This window comes from Chloroflexota bacterium (assembly GCA_016875875.1).
In the GTDB taxonomy this organism is placed as follows: Bacteria; Chloroflexota; Dehalococcoidia; order GIF9; family UBA5629; genus 9FT-COMBO-48-23.
Genome location: VGOP01000006.1, coordinates 78,718 through 99,268, shown reverse-complemented (window position 1 = coordinate 99,268; position 20,551 = coordinate 78,718). Strand labels below are relative to the sequence as shown.

At 48.3% G+C, this 20,551-nt stretch carries 16 protein-coding genes and 1 pseudogene; 5 read left to right on the top strand and 12 right to left on the bottom strand.

Annotated elements, in window-relative coordinates; genetic code table 11:
- The first annotated feature begins 296 nt into the window (after positions 1-296).
- Together FJ023_05925 and FJ023_05920 are read left to right on the top strand one after the other, a co-directional pair.
- Positions 297-626: a hypothetical protein gene (locus tag FJ023_05925; GenBank protein ID MBM4446875.1), complete on the top strand. Its 330-nt coding sequence runs from the start codon at positions 297-299 to the stop codon at positions 624-626.
- A 79-nt stretch (positions 627-705) separates the two neighbouring features.
- A complete protein-coding gene (locus FJ023_05920) occupies positions 706-1,893 on the top strand; it encodes a hypothetical protein (protein ID MBM4446874.1) in 1,188 nt (395 codons plus the stop codon).
- Between the two features lie 45 nt (positions 1,894-1,938).
- Here FJ023_05920 and FJ023_05915 read toward each other — a convergent pair whose 3' ends face one another.
- The 10 genes and pseudogenes from FJ023_05915 to FJ023_05870 form a co-directional block, all read right to left on the bottom strand.
- Positions 1,939-2,409, bottom strand: coding sequence for a hydrogenase maturation protease (locus FJ023_05915; GenBank protein MBM4446873.1), 471 nt, complete (start codon positions 2,407-2,409; stop codon positions 1,939-1,941).
- A gap of 42 nt (positions 2,410-2,451) precedes the next feature.
- On the bottom strand, positions 2,452-3,912 hold the full coding sequence (locus FJ023_05910; protein ID MBM4446872.1) for a Ni/Fe hydrogenase subunit alpha: 1,461 nt from the start codon (positions 3,910-3,912) through the stop codon (positions 2,452-2,454).
- Complete coding sequence (locus FJ023_05905) at positions 3,909-4,868, bottom strand: oxidoreductase (protein ID MBM4446871.1); 960 nt, start codon at positions 4,866-4,868, stop codon at positions 3,909-3,911. The genes FJ023_05910 and FJ023_05905 overlap by 4 nt, the downstream gene beginning before the upstream one ends.
- Positions 4,861-5,289, bottom strand: coding sequence for a hydrogenase iron-sulfur subunit (locus FJ023_05900; protein ID MBM4446870.1), 429 nt, complete (start codon positions 5,287-5,289; stop codon positions 4,861-4,863). Before FJ023_05900 ends, FJ023_05905 begins: the two co-directional genes overlap by 8 nt.
- Positions 5,286-7,247, bottom strand: a complete 1,962-nt coding sequence (locus FJ023_05895) for a CoB--CoM heterodisulfide reductase iron-sulfur subunit A family protein (protein ID MBM4446869.1) — start codon at positions 7,245-7,247, stop codon at positions 5,286-5,288. The genes FJ023_05900 and FJ023_05895 overlap by 4 nt, the downstream gene beginning before the upstream one ends.
- Before the next feature lie 16 nt (positions 7,248-7,263).
- Positions 7,264-8,418 carry a (Fe-S)-binding protein gene (locus FJ023_05890; protein ID MBM4446868.1) on the bottom strand — a complete coding sequence of 385 codons (1,155 nt, stop codon included), beginning with the start codon at positions 8,416-8,418 and terminating at the stop codon, positions 7,264-7,266.
- A 264-nt stretch (positions 8,419-8,682) separates the two neighbouring features.
- Positions 8,683-9,090 (bottom strand): annotated as a pseudogene (locus FJ023_05885) (hydrogenase iron-sulfur subunit).
- Positions 9,087-11,048 carry a CoB--CoM heterodisulfide reductase iron-sulfur subunit A family protein gene (locus FJ023_05880; GenBank protein MBM4446867.1) on the bottom strand — a complete coding sequence of 654 codons (1,962 nt, stop codon included), beginning with the start codon at positions 11,046-11,048 and terminating at the stop codon, positions 9,087-9,089. Before FJ023_05880 ends, FJ023_05885 begins: the two are co-directional and overlap by 4 nt.
- Before the next feature lie 13 nt (positions 11,049-11,061).
- Positions 11,062-11,937 carry a disulfide reductase gene (locus tag FJ023_05875; protein ID MBM4446866.1) on the bottom strand — a complete coding sequence of 292 codons (876 nt, stop codon included), beginning with the start codon at positions 11,935-11,937 and terminating at the stop codon, positions 11,062-11,064.
- Positions 11,934-12,509: a 4Fe-4S dicluster domain-containing protein gene (locus tag FJ023_05870; protein MBM4446865.1), complete on the bottom strand. Its 576-nt coding sequence runs from the start codon at positions 12,507-12,509 to the stop codon at positions 11,934-11,936. The genes FJ023_05875 and FJ023_05870 overlap by 4 nt, the downstream gene beginning before the upstream one ends.
- A gap of 381 nt (positions 12,510-12,890) precedes the next feature.
- Here FJ023_05870 and FJ023_05865 point away from each other — a divergent pair, with 381 nt between their 5' ends.
- Both FJ023_05865 and FJ023_05860 read left to right on the top strand, forming a co-directional pair.
- A complete protein-coding gene (locus FJ023_05865) occupies positions 12,891-13,556 on the top strand; it encodes a response regulator transcription factor (protein ID MBM4446864.1) in 666 nt (221 codons plus the stop codon).
- A gap of 67 nt (positions 13,557-13,623) precedes the next feature.
- The gene (locus FJ023_05860) at positions 13,624-15,219 is read left to right on the top strand and encodes a PAS domain S-box protein (protein ID MBM4446863.1); all 1,596 of its coding nucleotides are present in this window, start codon (positions 13,624-13,626) and stop codon (positions 15,217-15,219) included.
- A gap of 50 nt (positions 15,220-15,269) precedes the next feature.
- Here the strand turns inward: FJ023_05860 and FJ023_05855 are convergent, their stop codons facing one another.
- Both FJ023_05855 and FJ023_05850 read right to left on the bottom strand, forming a co-directional pair.
- Entirely contained in the window at positions 15,270-16,151 is an 882-nt protein-coding gene (locus FJ023_05855) for a universal stress protein (protein ID MBM4446862.1), read from the bottom strand.
- A 93-nt stretch (positions 16,152-16,244) separates the two neighbouring features.
- Positions 16,245-16,853: a hypothetical protein gene (locus tag FJ023_05850; GenBank protein ID MBM4446861.1), complete on the bottom strand. Its 609-nt coding sequence runs from the start codon at positions 16,851-16,853 to the stop codon at positions 16,245-16,247.
- 256 nt (positions 16,854-17,109) lie between these two features.
- Here FJ023_05850 and mfd point away from each other — a divergent pair, with 256 nt between their 5' ends.
- Positions 17,110-20,445: a transcription-repair coupling factor gene (gene mfd, locus FJ023_05845; protein MBM4446860.1), complete on the top strand. Its 3,336-nt coding sequence runs from the start codon at positions 17,110-17,112 to the stop codon at positions 20,443-20,445.
- Positions 20,446-20,551 lie beyond the last annotated feature (106 nt).

Genomic DNA, 20,551 nt, shown 5'->3' with positions numbered 1-20,551 from the left:
AATAGCCGAACACGCCGCGTTTGTCACCGTCCACCCCCCTCTTTATTTGGCTTGCATTCTAAAATAAAGTCAACCCAGTGTCAATTGCGGAGCCTAAAAGAACTAGTACTAATGGCCAAAGCACACTTGTTTTGAGCATCCGTAGGATTCCAAATAGCAGCACTGCTTGTTCGGCCAACATGATACTTTTGTACATACCTAAAGCCCTATCGCAATTAGAGCTGAAGACCGATGAGAGATACTTTGATAGTTGCTACATTTAGGGTGGAAACCAAAATAAAGAAGGAGGTGTCAAAATGGCTAAGGAAGTTCATAGAAAGACCGAAGAAACTACCCCCGAAGCACTTGACAGACTTATTAGTGCACCTACAGTTGTCCCAAAAGAGGGCTTGACCGGAAGGTGGGCAGTATTGTCTGTGCTGGCCAGAGCAGCCGACGAGCCTGAATTCATGTCCCGTCTGGCAGATAATCCTCACGAAGCACTTAAGGAGTATTACACATTGACACAGGAAGAGAAAGCAGCTCTAGCTAGTGGTGATATCCAGAAGATTGAGAGTTGGGTGGGGAAACTGGACAAGCGTCTGTCAACCTGGTTGTGGTACCGAATGTCTCAGGAGAAATGGTAGGGGGAGGAATGGAATCATGGCAGACTTAAAGTCATCAGGTAAGGAAATACAAAGACTGGAGGTGGGGAAGCTTCCAACTATGGAGGTGTCTCGCTTACAGACTGCCTTGGAAGAGCTGAAAATCTGTGCCACTACTGACTGTAGACCGCCGGCGGAGATGGCGGTAAAAATGGAAGGTGTGGGAGTAACCAAAGCTAATGGCAATATCTGGTCTATCTCGCTGCTAGGAATATTGGCGGGGTTCTTTATTGGTTTGGGAGCCATGTTCTGCACTCTGGTTACTACTGATATCCAGGTTGGTTTTGGCCTGACCAAGCTGCTCGGCGGAGTTGTGTTCTGCCTAGGACTTATTCTCGTGGTGTTAGCTGGAGCCGAGCTGTTCACTGGTAATGCGCTTATGGTAGCTGGTCGAGCCAGTGGCAAGATAAGGCTGTCTCAATTGTTTAAAAACTGGGGCATAGTTTATTTCGCCAATCTTGTTGGGTCACTGCTCTTAGTGCTTGTAGTCTTTTATAGTCAGTTTTGGGCACTGGATGGTTTTAAAGTGGGTGTCAATGCCTTATCAATAGCTAATGCCAAAGTCAACTTGGCTTTTTGGACGGCTTTTGCTCGTGGAATTCTGTGCAATACGCTTGTCTGTCTAGCTGTCTGGCTTTGTTTTGGTGCTCGCTCCACCATTGATAAGGTATTCGCCATCCTTTTTCCTATAACTGCATTTGTGGCTTGTGGTTTTGAACATAGCATAGCTAACATGTACTTCATTCCAATGGGCATAGCTATGGCGGGACAGGCCAAAGTCCTTGAAGTAGCTGGCGTGACTGCAAGCCAGGTGGCTAATCTCAATGTCGCTGGCCTTATCGGTAATCTGTTTCCAGTTACTCTGGGCAATATCGTCGGCGGCACGTTTGTAGGTAGTATATATTGGCTAATATACCTTCGCAAGGAACGTGCTGCTGAAGCAGTAGCTGCTAGGCCCTGGCTTGCAGGTATGTTTTCTAAGCCACAATTGCAGCCTCAGCAAGCAGCCTATCTGGATGCGGAGACTAATGCCCTCATATCGGTGTTAGCTAGAGCTAGAGATGACACTAAGTTCTTGGCTAAACTGGCGGACAATCCTAATCAGGCTCTCAAGGCTTATAATCTAACACCGGAAGCAAAAGCTGCACTGGAGAGCGGGGACGTCCGCTGGCTGGAATCCAGGGTTGGTATGTTAGATGAACCTTTGCGTACCTGGCTTACCTCCAGATTATCTCAAGAAAAGTGGTGATAATTTTTCCTCCTTTTTGAAAATGGGGTGATGGCTGAGAAGCTGTCACCCCATTTTTAGTTCTTGGAGGACCATTTCGACACAGGCGGGAATTGCCTGTTTAATCTCGGGTGTGCACTCTTCGCTGAATGTGCTTATGTCCAAAGCCTCGATGGCGAAGATGACGATTTGCTGTGGTAGGGCAAGGCCGAATTTTTTACCAAATTCAAGGGCGGTAGTAAAGTCAATACCGTGAGCTGATGCCGTGTGTAGGGCGGTATCAAACGCTTTTGGGTCGAGGCGGTAAATCTGCCCCGCTTTTCCGCCTATTGTTTGAATGGCATCAATGATGATGGCTCTGTCATAGCCAACCAGCAGGTCTAAAAGACTGAGACCGGCCACGCCGGTCTCCATAACGGTTATGTCTGGTTGATTCAGTTTTTTTCTAAGTTCAGCAGCAACGTAGAGGCCCACTCCATCGTCGCTGAGGAGTGAATTGCCCATCCCCAATATTAGTGTCTTCGTTTTCCCATCCACTTATGTAAATGCACTTATTCTTTAAATTGCTATACACAGAGGTTAACGGCTTAACCTTTCTACTACCTCTCCCTGGCTGTTGTAGATAGTTACCTCCATTGGCGTCTGACCCGGAAAAGTGTGGGTGGCACATCCCCAGCAGGGGTCATAGGGGCGCCAGGCCATCTCAATGCGGTTAAGCAGCCCTTCAGTTATCTTCTTGCCGGGCTTTATGAGAGCCATGGCTGCTTTTTTGATGGACATGTTAATAGGCGCTGCATTATTGACTGTAGCCACAATCAAGTTCGCTTTCTTGATAATCCCTTTCTCATCAGTAATATAATGATGTGTTAGGGTGCCTCTGGGAGCTTCCACTATGCCAACGCCTTCATCTGGGGTGGCTGTGGGGATAGTGCGGATGTTGGGGCTGGTAATCTCAGGGTCTTTGCTGAGCTCAAGCAATCTTTCGGCAGCATATAGAAGCTCGACAAGTCGAGCCCAGTGAGTCGCCAACGTCTGATGGACCGGCTTGCCGCCCAGTGTGGAGTAGAATCTCTCGTACTCTGCCTGGGCCAGAGGAGTTGCCATACCATTGGCGGCATTGAGTCGGGAAAGAGGAGTTGACCGGAAAACGCCGCTGTCCTTGCCGTCGACAAACCCTTTCCAGCCGATCTTCTTGAGGTAGGGCATCTTGACATAAGTCCACGGTTCTACATGTTCAGCGATATGGTCGAGATATTCTCGGGGTGCATATTTAACAAATTCCTTGCCGTCAGGGTCAACCACTCTAACTTTGCCATCATAGAAGTTTACTCTGTTCTTTTCGTCGACCAGACCCATGTAGTAGGTGCGGTGAGTATAGGCGTCACTGAGGACCATATCCAGGTACTCTTTGTTCTTGAGGACAATATCATCAAATACTTTGAGGGATAATTTGGCAAATTCAACGGAGTCCTTGGCTATTTGCTCGACTTCCTTTCTCTCCTCCTCATTAAGCCCCTTGCTGACACCACCGGGCAGGCCGAAGACAGGATGCACGGCTCTACCGCCGAGCATGTGGATGATGTGGTGATTTTTCATTCGTGTATTAATCACGGCTCCACCTAGTTCCAGGCCGACTTTGGCGATAACTCCCAGGATGTTGCGCTCGGCCACAGGAGCCTCTGGTCCCATGACGAAGTCGGGACCAGCCAGGATGTAGAAATGGGTGGTGTGGTCAGTGACATAGAAGGAGCTATAAAAGAGTTCGCGAAGCTTCTTGGCTGGGCTTGGTGGGTCAACATGGAACAGGTCATCCAGACATTTTGCTGATGCCATGTGGTGAGCTTCAGGACAGACGCCACAGATTCTCTGGGTTATCTGAGGCATGTCCTCAGCCAGCCGCCCTTCAGAGAACTTCTCAAAGCCTCTGAGTTCCGGGACCTGGAAGTAGGTATTTTCCACCTCTCCAGCGTCGTTGAGAAATATCTCTATTTTGCCATGGCCTTCAAGCCTGGTTATAGGGTCTATGGTTATTTTCTTCATTTTATTCTTGCCCTCCTTAGTAGCGAATCAGCTAAGCTGTAGCGATAGAAGATGCCCACCGGGTCATGAATACCGGCAATGATTTTGTCGATTTCGGTTGGGTCATTGGAGTCAATCACTGAAGACACTCCGCTCAAAAAATGTGCCCCTTGGTCGATCACTCCGTCCACTGGTCCATAGCAGCCGGTGCACGGCATATTGGCCTGTGGGCAGGGAGCCTCACAGCCACCACGGGTGGCGATGCCGGCACACAGGAGGCCCTGCTCAAGCAAGCAGATTTCCGGTTCCGGTATGATTTCGAAAGTTCTGTAGAATTTCTTGACCTTTTTCACATCCCTCTTCCGAGGGCAATCATCGCATACTGCTTTGGCATTGTGAGTGATCACCGTCCCTTTTGGAGGCAATTTACCTTCAATCAAGGCTTCCAAAGCCAGCCAAGTTGTCCTGGCTTCTGGTGGGCAACCGGGGATGGTATAGTCTACATCCACTGTCTGAGCGAGGGTCCTGACTGTGTCGTAGAACTCGGGTATGTTAAGTTCACCTTCAGGCACCTTGTATTTCGGCTGGGGGAATACTTTGTCTTTATTATCTGTCGACGGTGTTTCAAGGTAGACCCTCTGGAAAATCAGTTCCCGGTTGAACAGATTCGCTAGTCCGGGAATGCCACCTTCAGAAGCACAAGCGCCATAGGCAATCATCACTTTGGATTTTTCGCGCAGCATTTTTGCTAGGTGTTCCTGTTCGGAATTCCTGATGCCTCCGTTAAACAGGCAGACATCTATGCTCTTTTCTGGCATAGCTTCGACGTCTTTATACTTGGCGTCGATAGCAACTGGCCAGAAAACGATATCGGCAACCTCGGCCAGCTTGAGGATTTTATCGCCAATCTGGAGTTGAGCGATTTCACAGCCACCGCAACTAGCTGCCCAGTAGAGCGCAATTTTGAGCTTAGCCATGTTTTGCCTCCTTGGAGTTCTTTTTGAAGGGCCCTAAGGCTCTAACCTTTGTGGTCATATCGTCAACTATTGAGACGAAGCGGTCCCCTTCGGAAGCTGATACCCAGTCGAGCCGCACCCGCTCGTCTTCAATGCCGAGCTGCCCTAGCATTTTCTTGAGCAATGGCATGCGCCGCATTGTCTTATAGTTGCCCTCGACATAGTGGCAATCACCAGGATGGCAACCTAAAACCAGAACGCCATCCGCTCCCAGTTCGAAAGCTTTGGCAACAAATGTTGGTTCCACCCGGCCGCTGCACATCACTCTGATGATGCGGACATTAGGAGAGCATTTCATTCTGGCAGTGCCAGCTAAATCGGCTCCCCGGTAGGAGCACCAGTTACAACAGAAGCCGACGATTTTTGGTTCGAAGTTGTTCATACTAATACCCCCTCGATTTCTGCCATAATTTCTTCAGTGGTAAAATGCTTATGTGTTATAGCTGCGCTAGGACAGGCGGCGACGCAAGTACCGCAACCCTTACACAGAGCTTCGTTAATTCGAGATACCTCGTCTTTTTCAATAAAGTCAATAGCGTTGTAGGGACAGAGTAGATTGCAGATTCGGCAGCCAGAGCATTTCTCTTCATCAATTACTGCGACGGCTGCCTCTAGCTCAACTTTCCCCTTGCTTATCAAGGCCAAGACGCGAGTAGCTGCGGCTGAGGCCTGGGCTACGGTGTCAGGTATGTCTTTAGGACTCTGGCAGCAGCCGGCGATAAAGACACCCTCAGTCATAGTTGCTACCGGGTCAAGTTTGGGATGTCTCTCTATAAAGAAGCCATCGGCCCCTTGGCTTATACTGAACAACTGGGCAACGTTCTTGGCATCAGCACGGGCTTCTAGTGCTATGCACAGGATAACCATGTCGACCGGGACTCTGACAATGGTTCCAAGTAAACTGTCCTCGCCGACGACAATCAGTTTTCCTTTCTCCTCTTCACTCATTGCCCTATCACTAACCTCGGCTGGCTTGCCTCGTATGAAAGTAACCCCTTCTTTAGATAGTCGCTTATAGAATTCCTCGTATCCCTTGCCAAAGCAGCGCATATCTATATACATCTGATAGACATCGGCTTTTGTTTTTTCTTTTATAAGGTGGGAGTATTTGAGGGCATACATACAGCAGACGCGAGAACAGTATTCATGGTAATTTTCATCGCGGCTGCCGACACAGTGGATGATAGCTATGCTCTTTGGCTCAGAACCGTCTTTAAGAACGATTTTGCCACCGGTAGGTCCTACGGAATTACAGATTCTCTCGAATTCGAGGCCGGTGACAACGTTAGGAAATTTACCATAACCGTACTTGATGATGGGGGTGGGGTCGAACGGGTCATAGCCGGTGGCTATGATTATGTTGCCTACATCTATCTCGACAATTTTATCCTGCTGCTCGAAGTCAATGGCTTCTCTCTCGCAGAACTTTTCGCAGGCACGGCATTTGCCTTTGAGGAAATAGGCACAGCTCTCCTTGTCTATCACGGGGATATTAGGTACTGCTTGTGGGAATGGGGTGTAGATAGCTTTTCGCTGGCTTAATCCGAGGTCAAACTCGCTATCTGCTTTCCATGGACATTTTTCCATGCACACACCGCAGCCATTGCATTTGGACTCATCAACAAATCTAGCTTTTTTACGAATCTTGGCTTTGAAGTTGCCGATAAAACCGGCGATTTCCTTGACTTCACTGTGGGTCATTAATTCGATGTTATGATGAGAGCCTGCTGAGGTCATCTTGGGGGTGAGGATGCAGGCAGAGCAGTCCAGGGTGGGGAAGGTTTTGTCGAATTGAATCATGTGTCCACCGATGCTCGGGTCTTTCTCGACCAGATAAACTTTGTGCCCGGCATCGGCGATTTCTAATGCAGCCTGAATCCCGGCGATGCCGCCACCAACAATTAAGGTATTTGGATTGACCGGAACCTCTCTTGTCTCTAAAGGCTGATGATAATAGACGCGTTTTACTGCAGCGCTTACCAGGGCTTTGGCTTTCTCGGTGGCTTCTCCGTGGTCTTCGGTGGTCCAGGAGCAGTGTTCTCTGATATTTGCCATCTCGAAGAGATAGGGATTGATTCCGGCCTCTTGAACTGCGCGGCGGAAGGTTTGCTCGTGCAGTAGTGGAGAACAGGAGGCAACCACTACCCGGTTAAGCTTTAAGTTATTAATGTCATCCTTAATCATGCTCTGTCCCGGGTCAGAACACATAAATTTGTATTCGCGGGCAATTGCTACCGCCGGCAGCCCCTTAGCAAACTCGACTACCTGCGGTACATCAATGGTACCGGCGATATTAGACCCGCAGTGGCAAACATATACACCTATCTTGGGTTTCGCCATTCTTTCCTCCTTTTGATTATTCCAATGCCTCTGAGGCCAGCTCTAAAACATCTTTGATTTCGATTTCGCCAGCCTTGTCCATGACCAGTACAGTATCATCGAAATTGAGCATGCAGTAAGGGCAGTAGATGGCTAAGGTGTTGGCTCCCGTCTCGAGAGCTTGCTCCAGTCTGATGTCAGAAAACCTCTCTCCCTTTTTGGTTTCCATCCAGATTCTTCCCATACAACCACCGCCACAACATAGGGAATACTCACGAGAATCCCTCATCTCGACCAGTTCCAGGCCGGGGATACTGTTTAGAACCAACCTGGGTTCATCATACATGCCCTCTCTGCGTCCGACACAGCAGGTGTCATGCAAAGTAACCTTTTTGTTCACTGGTTTTGTGAACTTCAATTTTCCGTCCTTAATCAGCTCGGCCAATAATTGCATAATATGAATTACCTCGAAATTGCCTCCGAGCTCGGGGTAGTCATTCTTGAAAGCAAGATAGCAGTGTGGGGAGGTGACCACAATCTTTTTAACCCCAAGTTCGGCAAAGGTCTTAATATTAGTCTGAGCCAAGTTATTCCATAAGCTTTGGGCACCTCCGTTGCGTACACTTTCGCCGCAGCAGACTACCCTGCTATCTGAGATACCGAAGTCTACATTGGCTTTGTTCATGATATAGACTGCTGCCCGGAGCACTCTCTGGATAGCGAGGTCGTAGGCCTGGTAACAGCAGGGGAAGTATAGATACTCGGTTCCTTTAGTGAAGGTCTTAACCCCAAGGAATTTTGCCCAATCTATTCGCTTCTCTGGTGGTTCGCCGAGCGGGTTGCCCACACTGGCGATGTTTTTAACTGTAATACGGAACGATTCGGGGGCTTTGCCTGCGCCCACCTCCATAATGACTCTGCGCATAGCCCTCATGATGTGTGGCACTTCCACACCACGAGGACACCGCTTGACGCAAGCGTAGCAGTTGGTGCATCTCCACAGGTCTTCATCTTCGAAATCAATCAGGCCCATCTGCGTCTTATGAATCAACTTGCGCAGAGTGAAGTCTCTTACCATGTTCCAGGGACAGACGCCGGTGCATAGACCACATTGATAACATAATTCAAGGGGGTTGCCCCCCTCCTCTAAAATGATATCGGTGGTTTCTTTCAAGGGTACTACTGCTTCCATAACGAATCCTTCCTTTCTCTCGAGTTTGGAAATCGCAATATGATACAACATATTGGGAATTCCTTGCAAGCGGAAACACGGGGATTTTGCCTGTTTCAGGCAAGTTTTTTAGGTAGTTTTACGCAAGTTTTTTTAAAAGGAAACGGTTTGGCTTTGGCCCTTTGTTATTCTGAGCGAAACGATGCCAAACTAGTTGAGGCTAGAGCCTCAGGCTAAAAGGAGGATACTATTTGAAACTAAAAACCGTTGGGCTAGAAAGAAACGTCAGCCATTTTGGCTAAAAGGGCCAAGCTTTCTTATTTGATCAGTCATATCATCGACAATGGAAGCAAAGCGGTCGCCTTCTGAGGCTGAGACCCAGTCCAGCCTAAGCCGCTCCTCTTCGATGCCGAGTTGACCTAGCATTTTCTTGAGCAAGGGTATCCTGCGGGCTTCCTTTACATTACCTTCCAGGTAATGACATTCGCCGGGATGTCAGCCGCATACGAGCACACCGTCTGCACCCAACTGGAAAGCTTTGAGGATAAAGGTGGGCTCGACACGACCGCTGCACATAACTCGGATTACGCGTACATTAGGCGCATATTTTTTCCGGGAGGTGCCTGCCAAATCGGCGGCTGCATAAGAGCACCAATTGCATAAGAATCCGACTATCTTTGGCTCGTAGCTCATATCATCACTCCTTCCAGCTGTGCCATAATCTGCTTAACGGTGAAATGTCGGCTGGTGATAGCTCCGCTGGGGCAGGCGGCAGTACAGGTGCCGCAACCTTTGCATAGAGCTTCGTTGATAATAGATACTTTCTTATCCTCGTTGAAGGAAATCGCATTATAAGGGCAGAGCGAAATGCAAGTCTTGCATCCGGAACAGAACTCCTCTTCGATAACCGCAGTAGCTGCCTCAATCTCAACACTGCCTTTGCATATCATGGCCATGACACGGGCGGCGGCGGCTGAGGCCTGGGCTACGGTGTCGGGAATGTCTTTTGGTCCCTGACAGCAACCGGTGACGAAAACGCCATCTGTTGTTGTGGCCACGGGGTCAAGCTTGGGATGCTTCTCCAGGAAGAAGCCATCTCTGCTTCGGCTGATAGAAAAGAGCTTGGCTACCTCTTTGGCATCAGAACGAGGCTCCAAGGCATTGCTCAGAATTACCATGTCAACGGGAAGGCGCCGTTGCCGACCGATTAAGGTGTCTTCACAGAGAACCACGAGTCTTCCCTTTTCTTCGGGAGTTTCGGCTACATCGGTAACCTCTCCAGCACGGCCCCTGATGAAGTTGACCCCCTCCTCCTGAAGGCGGTTGTAGAATTCCTCGTAGCCTTTGCCGAAGCAGCGGAGGTCAATGTAAAGGTCATAGATTTCGGCGTCGTGGATTTTTTCCCTAATTAGGTGAGCGAACTTGAGCGAATACATGCAGCAGACACGAGAGCAATATTCGTGATAGTTGAGGTCGCGGCTGCCAATGCAGTGCAGTATGGCTATGCTTCGTGGCTCTGAGCCGTCTTTGAGCAATATCTTACCTCCGGTGGGTCCCGAAGCACTGCTCATTCTCTCGAACTGGAAGCCGGTGATAACGTCATCGTATCGTCCATAACCGAATTGAGACATTGGGGAGGGATCAAAGGAATCGAAGCCTGTAGCAACGATGATCGAGCCCACATCCAGGTCGATTATCTTCTCTGTCTGCTCGAAGTCAATTGCCTTGGCCTCGCAAAATTTCTCGCAGGCTCTACACTTGCCTTTGAGGAAATAGGTGCAACGCTCTCGGTCAATTATCGGGATATTTGGTACCGCCTGCGGGAATGGTGTATATATTACCTTTCTTGTGCCAATCCCAAAATCGAATTCGCTGTCTGCTTTCATGGGGCATTTATCCTGGCAGGTGCCACAGCCGGTGCATTTGCTTTCGTCTATGTAGCGTGGCTTCTTTCTAATCTTGACCTTGAAGTTACCCACATAGCCTGAAACTTCCATGACTTCGCTATAAGTCATCATCTCGATGTTTTCGTGTGACCTCACCGAGGCCATCTTAGGTGTGAGTATTCAGGCGGAACAGTCTAAGGTGGGAAAGGTTTTATCGAGTTGAGCCATGTGGCCGCCGATCGAAGGTTCCCGCTCTACCAGATAGACTTTATGGCCCGAGTCGGCGATCTCCAGCGCTGCCTGTATACCAGCAATGCCTCCGCCGACTACCAACGTGTTAGGATTAAACGGAACTTCTTTAGTTTCCAGTGGTATGTGGTGAGCAACTCGCCTTACTGCAGCGCTGACAAGCGCCTTGGCTTTCTCAGTTGCTCTTCCACCGTCCTCATGTACCCAGGAGCAGTGCTCACGGATATTTGCCATCTCGAAAAGGTATGGATTCAGACCGGCACTGGCTAATGTTCGTCTGAAAGTTTGTTCATGCAATCTTGGTGAACATGAGGCCACCACAATGCGGTTAAGTCCCAGTTCTTTGATGTCATTCTTTATCAGCTCTTGTCCTGGGTCCGAGCACACGAATTTGTAATCTCTGGCCACAAATACCGATGGTAAGCTTTTGGCGGACTCAGTTACTTTCTCGACATCAACTGTGGCGGCGATATTGGCTCCGCAGTGGCAGATATAGACACCTATTTTCGGCTCCATTCGCTCCTCCTTATCATTTTCTGACATATGAGGCTAATACTTTATCGGCTGGAACTATGTTATATTTCAGACCTACAGCTTTGCTCTCGATTCCAAAGGCTATACCCATGAGCTGGGTGAAGAACAAAATAGGCAGGTTGAAATTTGTCTTGAACTTCCTGTTGACCATGCTTTGGTAAGCATCCAGATTTAGTTGGCAGAATGGGCATACGGTCACAATGCACTCGGTGCCGTTGCTTAACGCGTTATCGAGTAGCTTGTGCATTAATCCTAGCGCTATACTCTCTTCGGATAGTATCAGGGAACCACCACAGCAGCGAGTTTTCAACGGATAGGGTACAGCTTCGGCTCCTAAGCCTTCTATCAGGTGCTCCAGTGATTGAGGATATTCTGGATCATCGAAGTTAGGTGTCGGCCGCACTACCTGGCAGCCATAATAAGGAGCTACTTTCAACCCACCGAGGTCCACTTTGACCTTGGCTTTGATGTCCTCACTGCTGACATCATTGGCAAAGACATCGAGGATATGTCGTACCCTGACAGTCCCATGATATTCCAGCCCACCAGCGGCGAGGGCTTCGTTTATTCTGGTTTTTATCTCCGGGTATTCCTTGAAGTGCTGGTCGGTCCTATTAAGTATGAGGTAGCAGTCGCTACAGGCTGCCACCAGGTCAAAGCCTCTTTTTTCAGCCAGTGCCAAGTTGCGGGCGCAGCAGCAAAAGGCAGACAATTCGTCAACAACTGTGTAGGGTGTGGAACCACAACAATTCCAGTCATCAAGCTCGATGAGTTCCATATCCAAAACTTGGGCGACAGCTCTGGCCGACGTGTCGTACATCGGGCTGTCATCGTGCATACAGCAGCCAGGGAAGTAACTATAATATTTCATGATGCGCCTCCAAATGCCTTTGCCTTGTCTAGAATCGTTTGGAGCTGGTGTTTTGCCTGTGGTTTCAGTGTCTTGGATTTGAGCTGCAGGCGCCCATGCCGGAGCAGGCCAAGCGCTACCGGTACTGCCTTTAGAGCACCAAATGGGTTCACATTGAGATAAAACCGGCTCATGCAGCCAAAACGGGGAATCATGCCGACATTATAGACAGTATCGCTAAAGACTTTGTACAGGATCGGCGTGCGCGTTCGTTTCGTGCTCAGATGATGACGCATGGCCAGAGACTCCAGAGCATGCATGATGTAGGTCGGTACGATTCCTCTGGGACAGCGCACGGTGCAGAGATAACAGGATAAGCAAAGCCACATTGAGTTGCTGGATAGAACCTCATCTCGCATACCAGCCCGTGCCATGGCAATTAGTTCGCGTGGTGTATAGTCCATTTTGTTGGCATTGGGGCAGGATGCAGAGCAAGTGCCACATTGGATGCAAAGGTTGATTTTTTCGCCGCCGGGCATGGATGAAATTTCTTGAATAAAATCGTTGCTGCCTTCTTTTCTTATCTCCATCATGCACCTACCTTTGCATTATTATAATTCTTTTCCAGTTTTAAATAAAATGAGGAACGGACTATGTTTGCTCTTACTTCTCTCGACTTAGAATGTCGCACCGTATATAATGAATAGAAGCAGGTAAGAGATTTGGAGCTAAGTCTGATCTTCAGGTCATTTTTTATTTTTGTTGCTGCTGGTGAGTTACTGCTTATCTTGCCCCCAGCGTCAGGTTATCATATCTGCCAGCAGATTTGCCTCCGTAATAATGCTTGTTTTTATTTGTACGGAAAGCTTGTCAGATGACTCTGACAGCAGGCAATTATACCTAGACTGAGGCGGATTTGTGGTTAATTTTGGGCAATGGTCTGATATAATGAACCCAGGTGGGAGAGACATTATTTGAAAACGATAAAGATTTTGATTGCAGATGACCACGCATTTGTCCGTGAGGGCACACGCCGCATTCTGGAGCAGGAGTCGGATTTGGAAGTAGTGGCTGAGGCTGGGGATGGCGAGGAAGCAGTGAGACTTGCCTCCGACTTAAAGCCAGATGTTGCTTTAGTTGATGTCGCCATGCCCAAACTAGATGGCATTGAGGCGACCAGACAGATAAAAGCTCTATGCCCCACTGTAGCGGTGCTAGTGCTTAGTGCCTATGACGATGATCAATTTGTCTTCGGTTTGCTGGAGGCAGGGGCTGCTGGTTACATGTTGAAGAGCGTTCGTGGTCATGAGATAGTCGACGCTATTCGGGCGGTACATGCTGGGGAGTCGGTGCTTCATCCCTCAGTCGCCCGTAAAGTTCTAAACCGGTTCGCCAACGTTTCCAGCAAGCCACGTGAAAAGAAAACCTTGGAACTGCTCACCGAGCGAGAGATGGAGGTGTTGAAGCTGGTAACCAGAGGTTTGGGCAACAAGGATATTGCCGATGAGCTTTGCTTAAGTGTACGCACTGTGCAGGGGCACTTGGCAAATATCTTCAATAAGCTTCGGGTTGGCTCACGTACTGAGGCTGTAGTACATGCCTTGAAGGAAGGTTGGGTCACTCTCGATGATGTGTCCTGAGGATTGTGGCCTCCGAATGACTGGGATATATTGTTGTGAAAAGAGCCCTTTGGGGGGTGAGTGAGGGTTGTTTCTAGGCCGGGTTTTTGGCTTCAAATCGTTGGGTGGGCAGCGTGAACACCACCTCCGACTTGCGGCTATCAATTACATCTCAAGTGTAGTCTCTCAGTCGCTGGACTTAAAACAGATTCTGAACAGCAGCATCGATAGCATCATCGATGTGATGAATGTTGATGTTGTATTGATATTTCTTCTGGATAATGAAGCTGGCGAGCTTGTTCTTAGTGCCCACAGAGGAGTTTCAGACTCATTTGTCCAGAGTGTTAACAGACTGAAACTGGGTGATGGTTTAAACGGGATGGTCGCTCAGACTGGGGAGCCAACGTTTATAAAAGACGCCTCAAAAGATAATAGATTGACTAAAATGGCGGTTAAGGAAGAAGAAATACGGTCTCAAATTATCGTGCCTTTGGAATCCAAAGGTAAGGTCATGGGTACTATTTGTGTGGCTATGCATCGACACCGTCAATTTAATCGAGACGAGGTGGAATTGCTTGCTGCTATAGGCAACCAGATTGGCGTTGCTATTGAAAATGCCCGCCTTTATGAACAGGAGCATAAAGTCGCAGAGCAATTGCGAGCATCTGAGGAAAGGTATCGAGAGCTATTCCAGAATGCCCATGACGCTATCTGGGTTCATGACATGGATGGAAATATTGTGTCATCTAATGCAGCAGCTGCCAGACTTACGGGATACGAAGTAGGGGAGTTATGCTGCATGAATGTTAAATCTTTCCTTTCTGAAGGAAGCTTGAACCTAGCTAAAGATATTAGAGCAAGGCTGCTTCAAGGAGAGCCTGTTGCTCAACCTTATGAGCAGAGATTAATTACAAAAGAAGGGGCTGAGGCTATTTTGAAGCTAACTACTAACTTGGTTGGAGTTGATGGAAGCCCTGTTGGTTTCCAGCACATTGCCAGGGATGTTACCCAGGAGAAACGAATGCAGGAGAGCTTACGCTTTTACTTAGGCCAAATCACTATGGCTCAAGAGGAAGAAAGAAAACGTATTGCTCGAGAACTTCACGATGAGACCATTCAGTCCTTGGTTGTCCTGGCGCGTCAGCTAGATGATATTGCTTCCAGTGATAAGGGGTTGTCTGAATACAAGAGAATCCTATTGGAGATCTTGAGGGGGCAGATCAACAACATAATGGCAGATGTGAGGCGGTTAAGCCAGGACTTGCGTCCTCCAGCGTTAGATCGCTTGGGCTTGGTACCAGCGCTAGAATGGTTAGCCTCCGACGTAGGAAAACGCTCAGGGATAAATGTCAAGTTTAGTATACATGGTGTTAGCCGAAGATTTTCCTCCGAAGTGGAGCTTGTGCTTTTTCGTGTTGCCCAGGAAGCATTGAGAAATGCCTTGAGGCATGCTCAGGCGACTAGTGCTGTGGTCGCAGTGGAGTTCGGCGATGGGAAAATTAGAATAACTGTCAAGGACAATGGCAAGGGATTCGACCTTCCAGAAACAACCGGCGACTTGGTGAAGCAAGGTAGATTGGGCTTGGCTGGGATGCAAGAGCGTATCCAGTTGGTGGGTGGCAGCCTGAGAATAAAGTCTAGGTCTGGCAAAGGCACGGCAGTAGTGATTGAGGCGGCAGCATGATATTAACTGCTGAGGATGGGCATGCTAGCCAGAAGTACTTAGGCTGAAGGCTACTTAGGCACGGATGGGCGGATGAGCATAACCGGCTGCAGCGATTCCTCCACAATTCTAGTAGCTACGCTGCCATAGACCCAGCGGCTGATTCCGGTGCGTCCTTGGGTGGTCATGGCTATCAAGTTGACCTTCTCTTTCTGAGCTACTTGCATGATGCTCTCTGCTACCTTCCCGAGGTCACCTGGTATAGCTTGTGACTTTACCTTTATCCCCTGTTTTTCAAGTCTGGTTTTTACCTTTTTCAGGTATTCTGAAGCCTGCTGTTGTGTCTCTGTCCACAGTTTATCCCGGTGCTTTTCCCAAGTCGGGTTGATGGGGCGGTCCCCATAAGAAGGCACTAGTGGGGGCTCGCAGACTACAGTTAGAACAATCTCTGCCTCAGTTCCTTTTGTAAGTTCCTCAATAAAAGGAATAGGGGCCTCGGAGAAAGGTGAGCCATCCAGGGGAAGTAATAACTTTTTCAATTCTACCTGGGAGGCTTTCGGTGCCTTTGACTTTATCAGCAGCACTTGAACGCAGGTGCCGTAGAGCACCTTTCGAGCTACGCTTCCTAGCACCCAGCGCTTGATTCCAGAGTATCCATGGGTGGAGATGATTATAAGGTCAATATTGTTCTTGTCGGCGAAGCTAATAATCTCATCCGCTACGTTGCCATAGGCAATAGCTGTAGATGCTTTGATACCCTGCGACTGTAGCTCCTGTGCGTTGAGCTCCAGATAAGCTTTCATGGGGCGGTCCAACTGCTCGACAGCAGCAATGCTAACTGTAAACAGTATTAACTCGCTGCCCTTGATTCTGGCAATGGTCTTAGCGTAGGGGATAGCTCGTTCTGCCAGTTCGGAGCCGTCTAAGGGGACGAGCACTCTTCTGTATGCCATTATGCCTCCTTAATCCTGATGTGTCTTGCATTATAGCCTTGTAGAGGTCGCACTGGCAACAGTTTTTTTGGTTAAGCAATCGCGTGATAAAATTCAGTCAGGACTAGTCCTATAGGTGTTTGGAAATAAACCAGGGAATTCATCCTTTAGCGTTATAAGTAGTTCATGGGTCATCTGACGTATGCTTGGCAATACAGGGGTATTTGCAAAGTCCTCCGCAGCACTACCTTTGAATACCTTCCAACCTAACGTATTAAACCTAGAGAATTGAGCATACGCTTGGTCTAGGTTTGGGTCAACATGAGCTCCTCCGTCTGTATTTGCAACGTTCAAAACTAAATCCTTCCGAGTAAATGTGTTTCTCCTGTTATCCCGATAGATAATATTTTCTGACCACCAAGCGTCAAAGGGTATCTTTTTGTTGGCTCTAGACGGGGACAGATTATCTAAAGGGGCTACATAGGCCCCAGTATGTACGCCATCCTTGAAGGAATACTTCATCATTGTTAGACAATTAACTGCAAGCGGATTATTTGGGTTGAAGGGAGTAGCGGTATCAAGAAACCCAATTTCCTTCTTTCCTAATTGGGTCAGTAGAGACTTAGCACGTGATGTATCATGAGCCAATATCCTAATACTAACGGATAATCTCCTAGCTTCGCCTTCGAACCCTTGGTCATAGGAGGCCGCAGAGGCAATCATGAAGACTATTTGCTCTTTTAGATGATTAAGTAATTCTGCTTTGGTTTGTGATATTCGCGCTATCTGAACATCCTTCCATACAATTATATTCTCTAAACTTGTCGGCCTCAACCAATTTGGGTTATTTTTGATATGCTGGCTCCGTCCTTTTACACACTCGCATTAATTGTTCGAGTAGTTGAGCGTGTGCTACAATTCAGTCAGGGCTAGTCTGGACTACCCTTGAGGTAGCGGCTAGCCCTATGGGTGTTTGGAAATGGATTTGTCTCGTCTCCTTTCTTTAATCGAACAGGTTCCCGGCTATCGGCAGCTAAAAGGCGAACTAACCGGGTTGCAGGAGAAAGACATTAGGCTGGTGGTAGCTGACGCCGTCAAGCCTTTCGTGATAGCTGCTCTCCATGAAGAACTAAACCTGCCCATTTTGGTGATAGCTGCTCAGCCTGAAAGCGCCAAGAGACTCTATGACGAGCTCCAGGCTTGGTGTCCCAGTGCAACTTGGCTGCAGTTTTTCCCTGAAATTGACATTTTGGCTGGTGAATACTTGACGTCTGACATCTTTACGATAGCTGAAAGATTGCGAACTCTTTCGGCCTTTACTCCTTGCTGTGACATATCGGCAGATAGACTGAGCCCTATAATTGTAAGTTCCGCTTTAGCTGCGGTTAGCAGGACCATGCCTCGAGACGAGTTCGTTGCGTCTTGCCATGCCTTGAGGGTCGGCATGAATATCGACCCGCTCCAACTTATAGCAAGATGGCAGGCTATTGGGTACGAATTGGAGAATATTGTTGAAGTTCCGGGAACAATCAGTCGCCGAGGAGGTATCGTTGATGTTTTCTCTCCGGATAATGGGTTCCCTGCCAGAATAGAGTTCGTTGGCAACCGGATTGAAAGCATCAGGATCTTTGACCCGAAGACACAGCGGTCATTGAAGTTAGCAAACTCGGTTACAATAGTTTCGGCTAAAGAAAGCCAGCAGCATCTTAATGGGGACACTATCTTGGATTACCTGCCTGAAAAGGCGCTGCTAGTTACAGATGACCTTGATGAACTCAAAACTGTTATAGACAAGCTAAACAAGGAGGCTGAGGAGCTTGACCAGGCGAAGTTGGAACAAGGTGAACCAGCATCGGATTTGCCTATTGTGTCCTGGCCAGAATTTGATACAAAGACAAAGAAAATCAAGCAACGCTTAATGCTTTATTCGTGGAACACCGGTGACTCTGATAAAACCCATATTCAGTTCTTGCCTTTAGCTCCGGTGCCAAGTTATGGAGGCAGACTTGAAGCCTTCTCCAAAGGACTTAGAGAGATGCTACAGGAAGGCCAGCGAATCGTTGTAGTTAGTCAGCAAGCAAATCGTCTAGCCGAACTGTTGCAGGAGCAGGATGTCCTGGCCAGCCCAGTTTCACAGATAGAGCAGGTGCCATCTTCGAAATCAGTCACTCTAGTTCAAGGGGCACTGGCTGAAGGCTGGGCGATGAGAGATGTCCTCACTCTGTTTACGGATAATGAAATTTTCGGCTTCGTCAAACAAAGACGCTTATCCAGGAAGAAACCAATACGTTACCACTGGTTTATTTCCGAATTGACGCCCGGTGATTATATAGTCCACATTGAACATGGTATTGCCAGGTTTTCTGGGTTGACCAAGATGATCACTGATGGCATTGAGCGGGAGTATCTTGTCCTGGAATATGCTGCTGGTGATAGGCTTTATGTGCCTACTGACCAAGTTGACCGTGTTAGCTGCTATGTTGGCGCCAGCGACCAACCGCCAACCTTAAGCCGATTGGGAACCCAGGAATGGGCACGTACCAAGCAGAGAATTAAAGAATCCGTGGCTAGTGTTGCCCGTGAGCTTTTGGGTCTATATGCGACGAGGGAGGTAATTTCTGGCTTCGCTTTCTCCTCAGACAGCCTGTGGCAGCATGAGCTAGAGTCATCTTTCCCCTACATGGAAACCACTGACCAGTTGGAGGCTGTTCTAGCTGTCAAGAGTGATATGGAGAAGCAAAGGCCGATGGACCGCCTTGTTTGCGGAGATGTAGGTTATGGTAAGACTGAAGTTGCGCTTCGGGCTGCCTTCAAGTCAGTGATGGATGGCAAGCAGGTAGCCTTGCTCGTTCCGACGACAGTGTTGGCACAGCAACACTTTGCCACTTTTTGTGAGAGACTACAAGCTTTTCCAGTAAGAGTCGAGATGTTGAGCCGTTTCTGCACTGAAAGAGAACAGGCTGACATAATCGAATGCTTGGCAGCAGGCACAGTGGATATCTGCATTGGTACTCACCGTTTATTGCAAAAAGATGTCGTGTTTAAAGACTTAGGGCTCATAATCATAGATGAAGAGCAGCGTTTTGGTGTGATACACAAGGAGCACTTTAAGAAACTGAGAAGGGAGCTAGATGTTCTTACATTAAGTGCAACTCCTATTCCTCGCACTCTTCATATGTCGCTGGCTGGGATTAGGGACATGAGCACGATTGAAACCCCGCCGGAGGAGCGTTTACCAATCAAGACTCATGTTGGTGCTTATGATGAAAGGATAATCCGTGAGGCAATACTGCGTGAACTGGAGCGGAATGGCCAGATATTTTTCGTTCATAACCGGGTTCACAGCATTGCTATGGTTGCCAGCAGGCTAAGCAGTTTGGTTCCTGAAGGCAAAATATCTGTTGCCCATGGCCAAATGCCTGAAGAGGAGCTGGAAAAGGTGATGACGGATTTCGTTAATCACAAAAGCGATATTCTGGTTACTACCACCATTATCGAGTCCGGACTCGATATATCTAACGTCAATACCTTGATTGTTGACCATGCGGACAGGTTAGGTCTAACGCAGCTTTATCAGCTGCGGGGACGCATCGGGCGCGGTAGCAACAATGCCTACGCTTATTTCTTTTTTGAGAAAGGTAAGCAACTGACTCCTGAGGCTCGGAAGCGTCTCAAAACTATCTCTGAGGCCGCAGAACTGGGTGCTGGATTTGCTGTTGCAATGAAAGACCTGGAGATTCGAGGGGCTGGTAATCTGCTGGGTGTGGAGCAAAGTGGTTATATAGCTGCCGTAGGCTTTGACCTTTATTGCCGGCTATTGGCTGAGGCAGTGGAGGAGTTAAGGCAGGAGCGAGTAGTAGGAGAGGAGCGAAGAACGCCGCAACCTGCGGTTCCAACTGTAGCTCTACCTTTGGACGCCTATATTCCAGAAGAATATATCCCGGCTTTAAGCACCAGGCTGACTTTTTATCAGCGGTTGGCTGCGGTTAAACGAGTTCAGGAAATAGAGGACATAGCGATGGAAATTGATGACAGATTCGGGCAGATGCCACAGCCGGTCAAGAATCTTCTCTATGTAGTGGAAGTTAAGCAGCTTGCTGCTGCCGCGATGGTGGAATCGATTTCTACAGAGGGTCGACAAATCGTTTTGCATTTCAACAATACCAGACAGTTAAACAAACTGTCTTTAGCACAGGATTTTAAATCTGGAATTAGAGTAGGCAGCCAGCACATAAAACTTGACATAAAGCTCCTGGACACTAATTGGCAGGATGTACTTAAGGAAGTGCTTAAAAAAGTAGCTATACGTGCTTAACTGCTCTTCTAGGTGGCACCTGCCCAGAGGTGACCCACCACGCAAATTAAAACCACATGGTCACCCCTAGGCTGGTGACACGCAGGAATGCTTAGAATGCTACAAG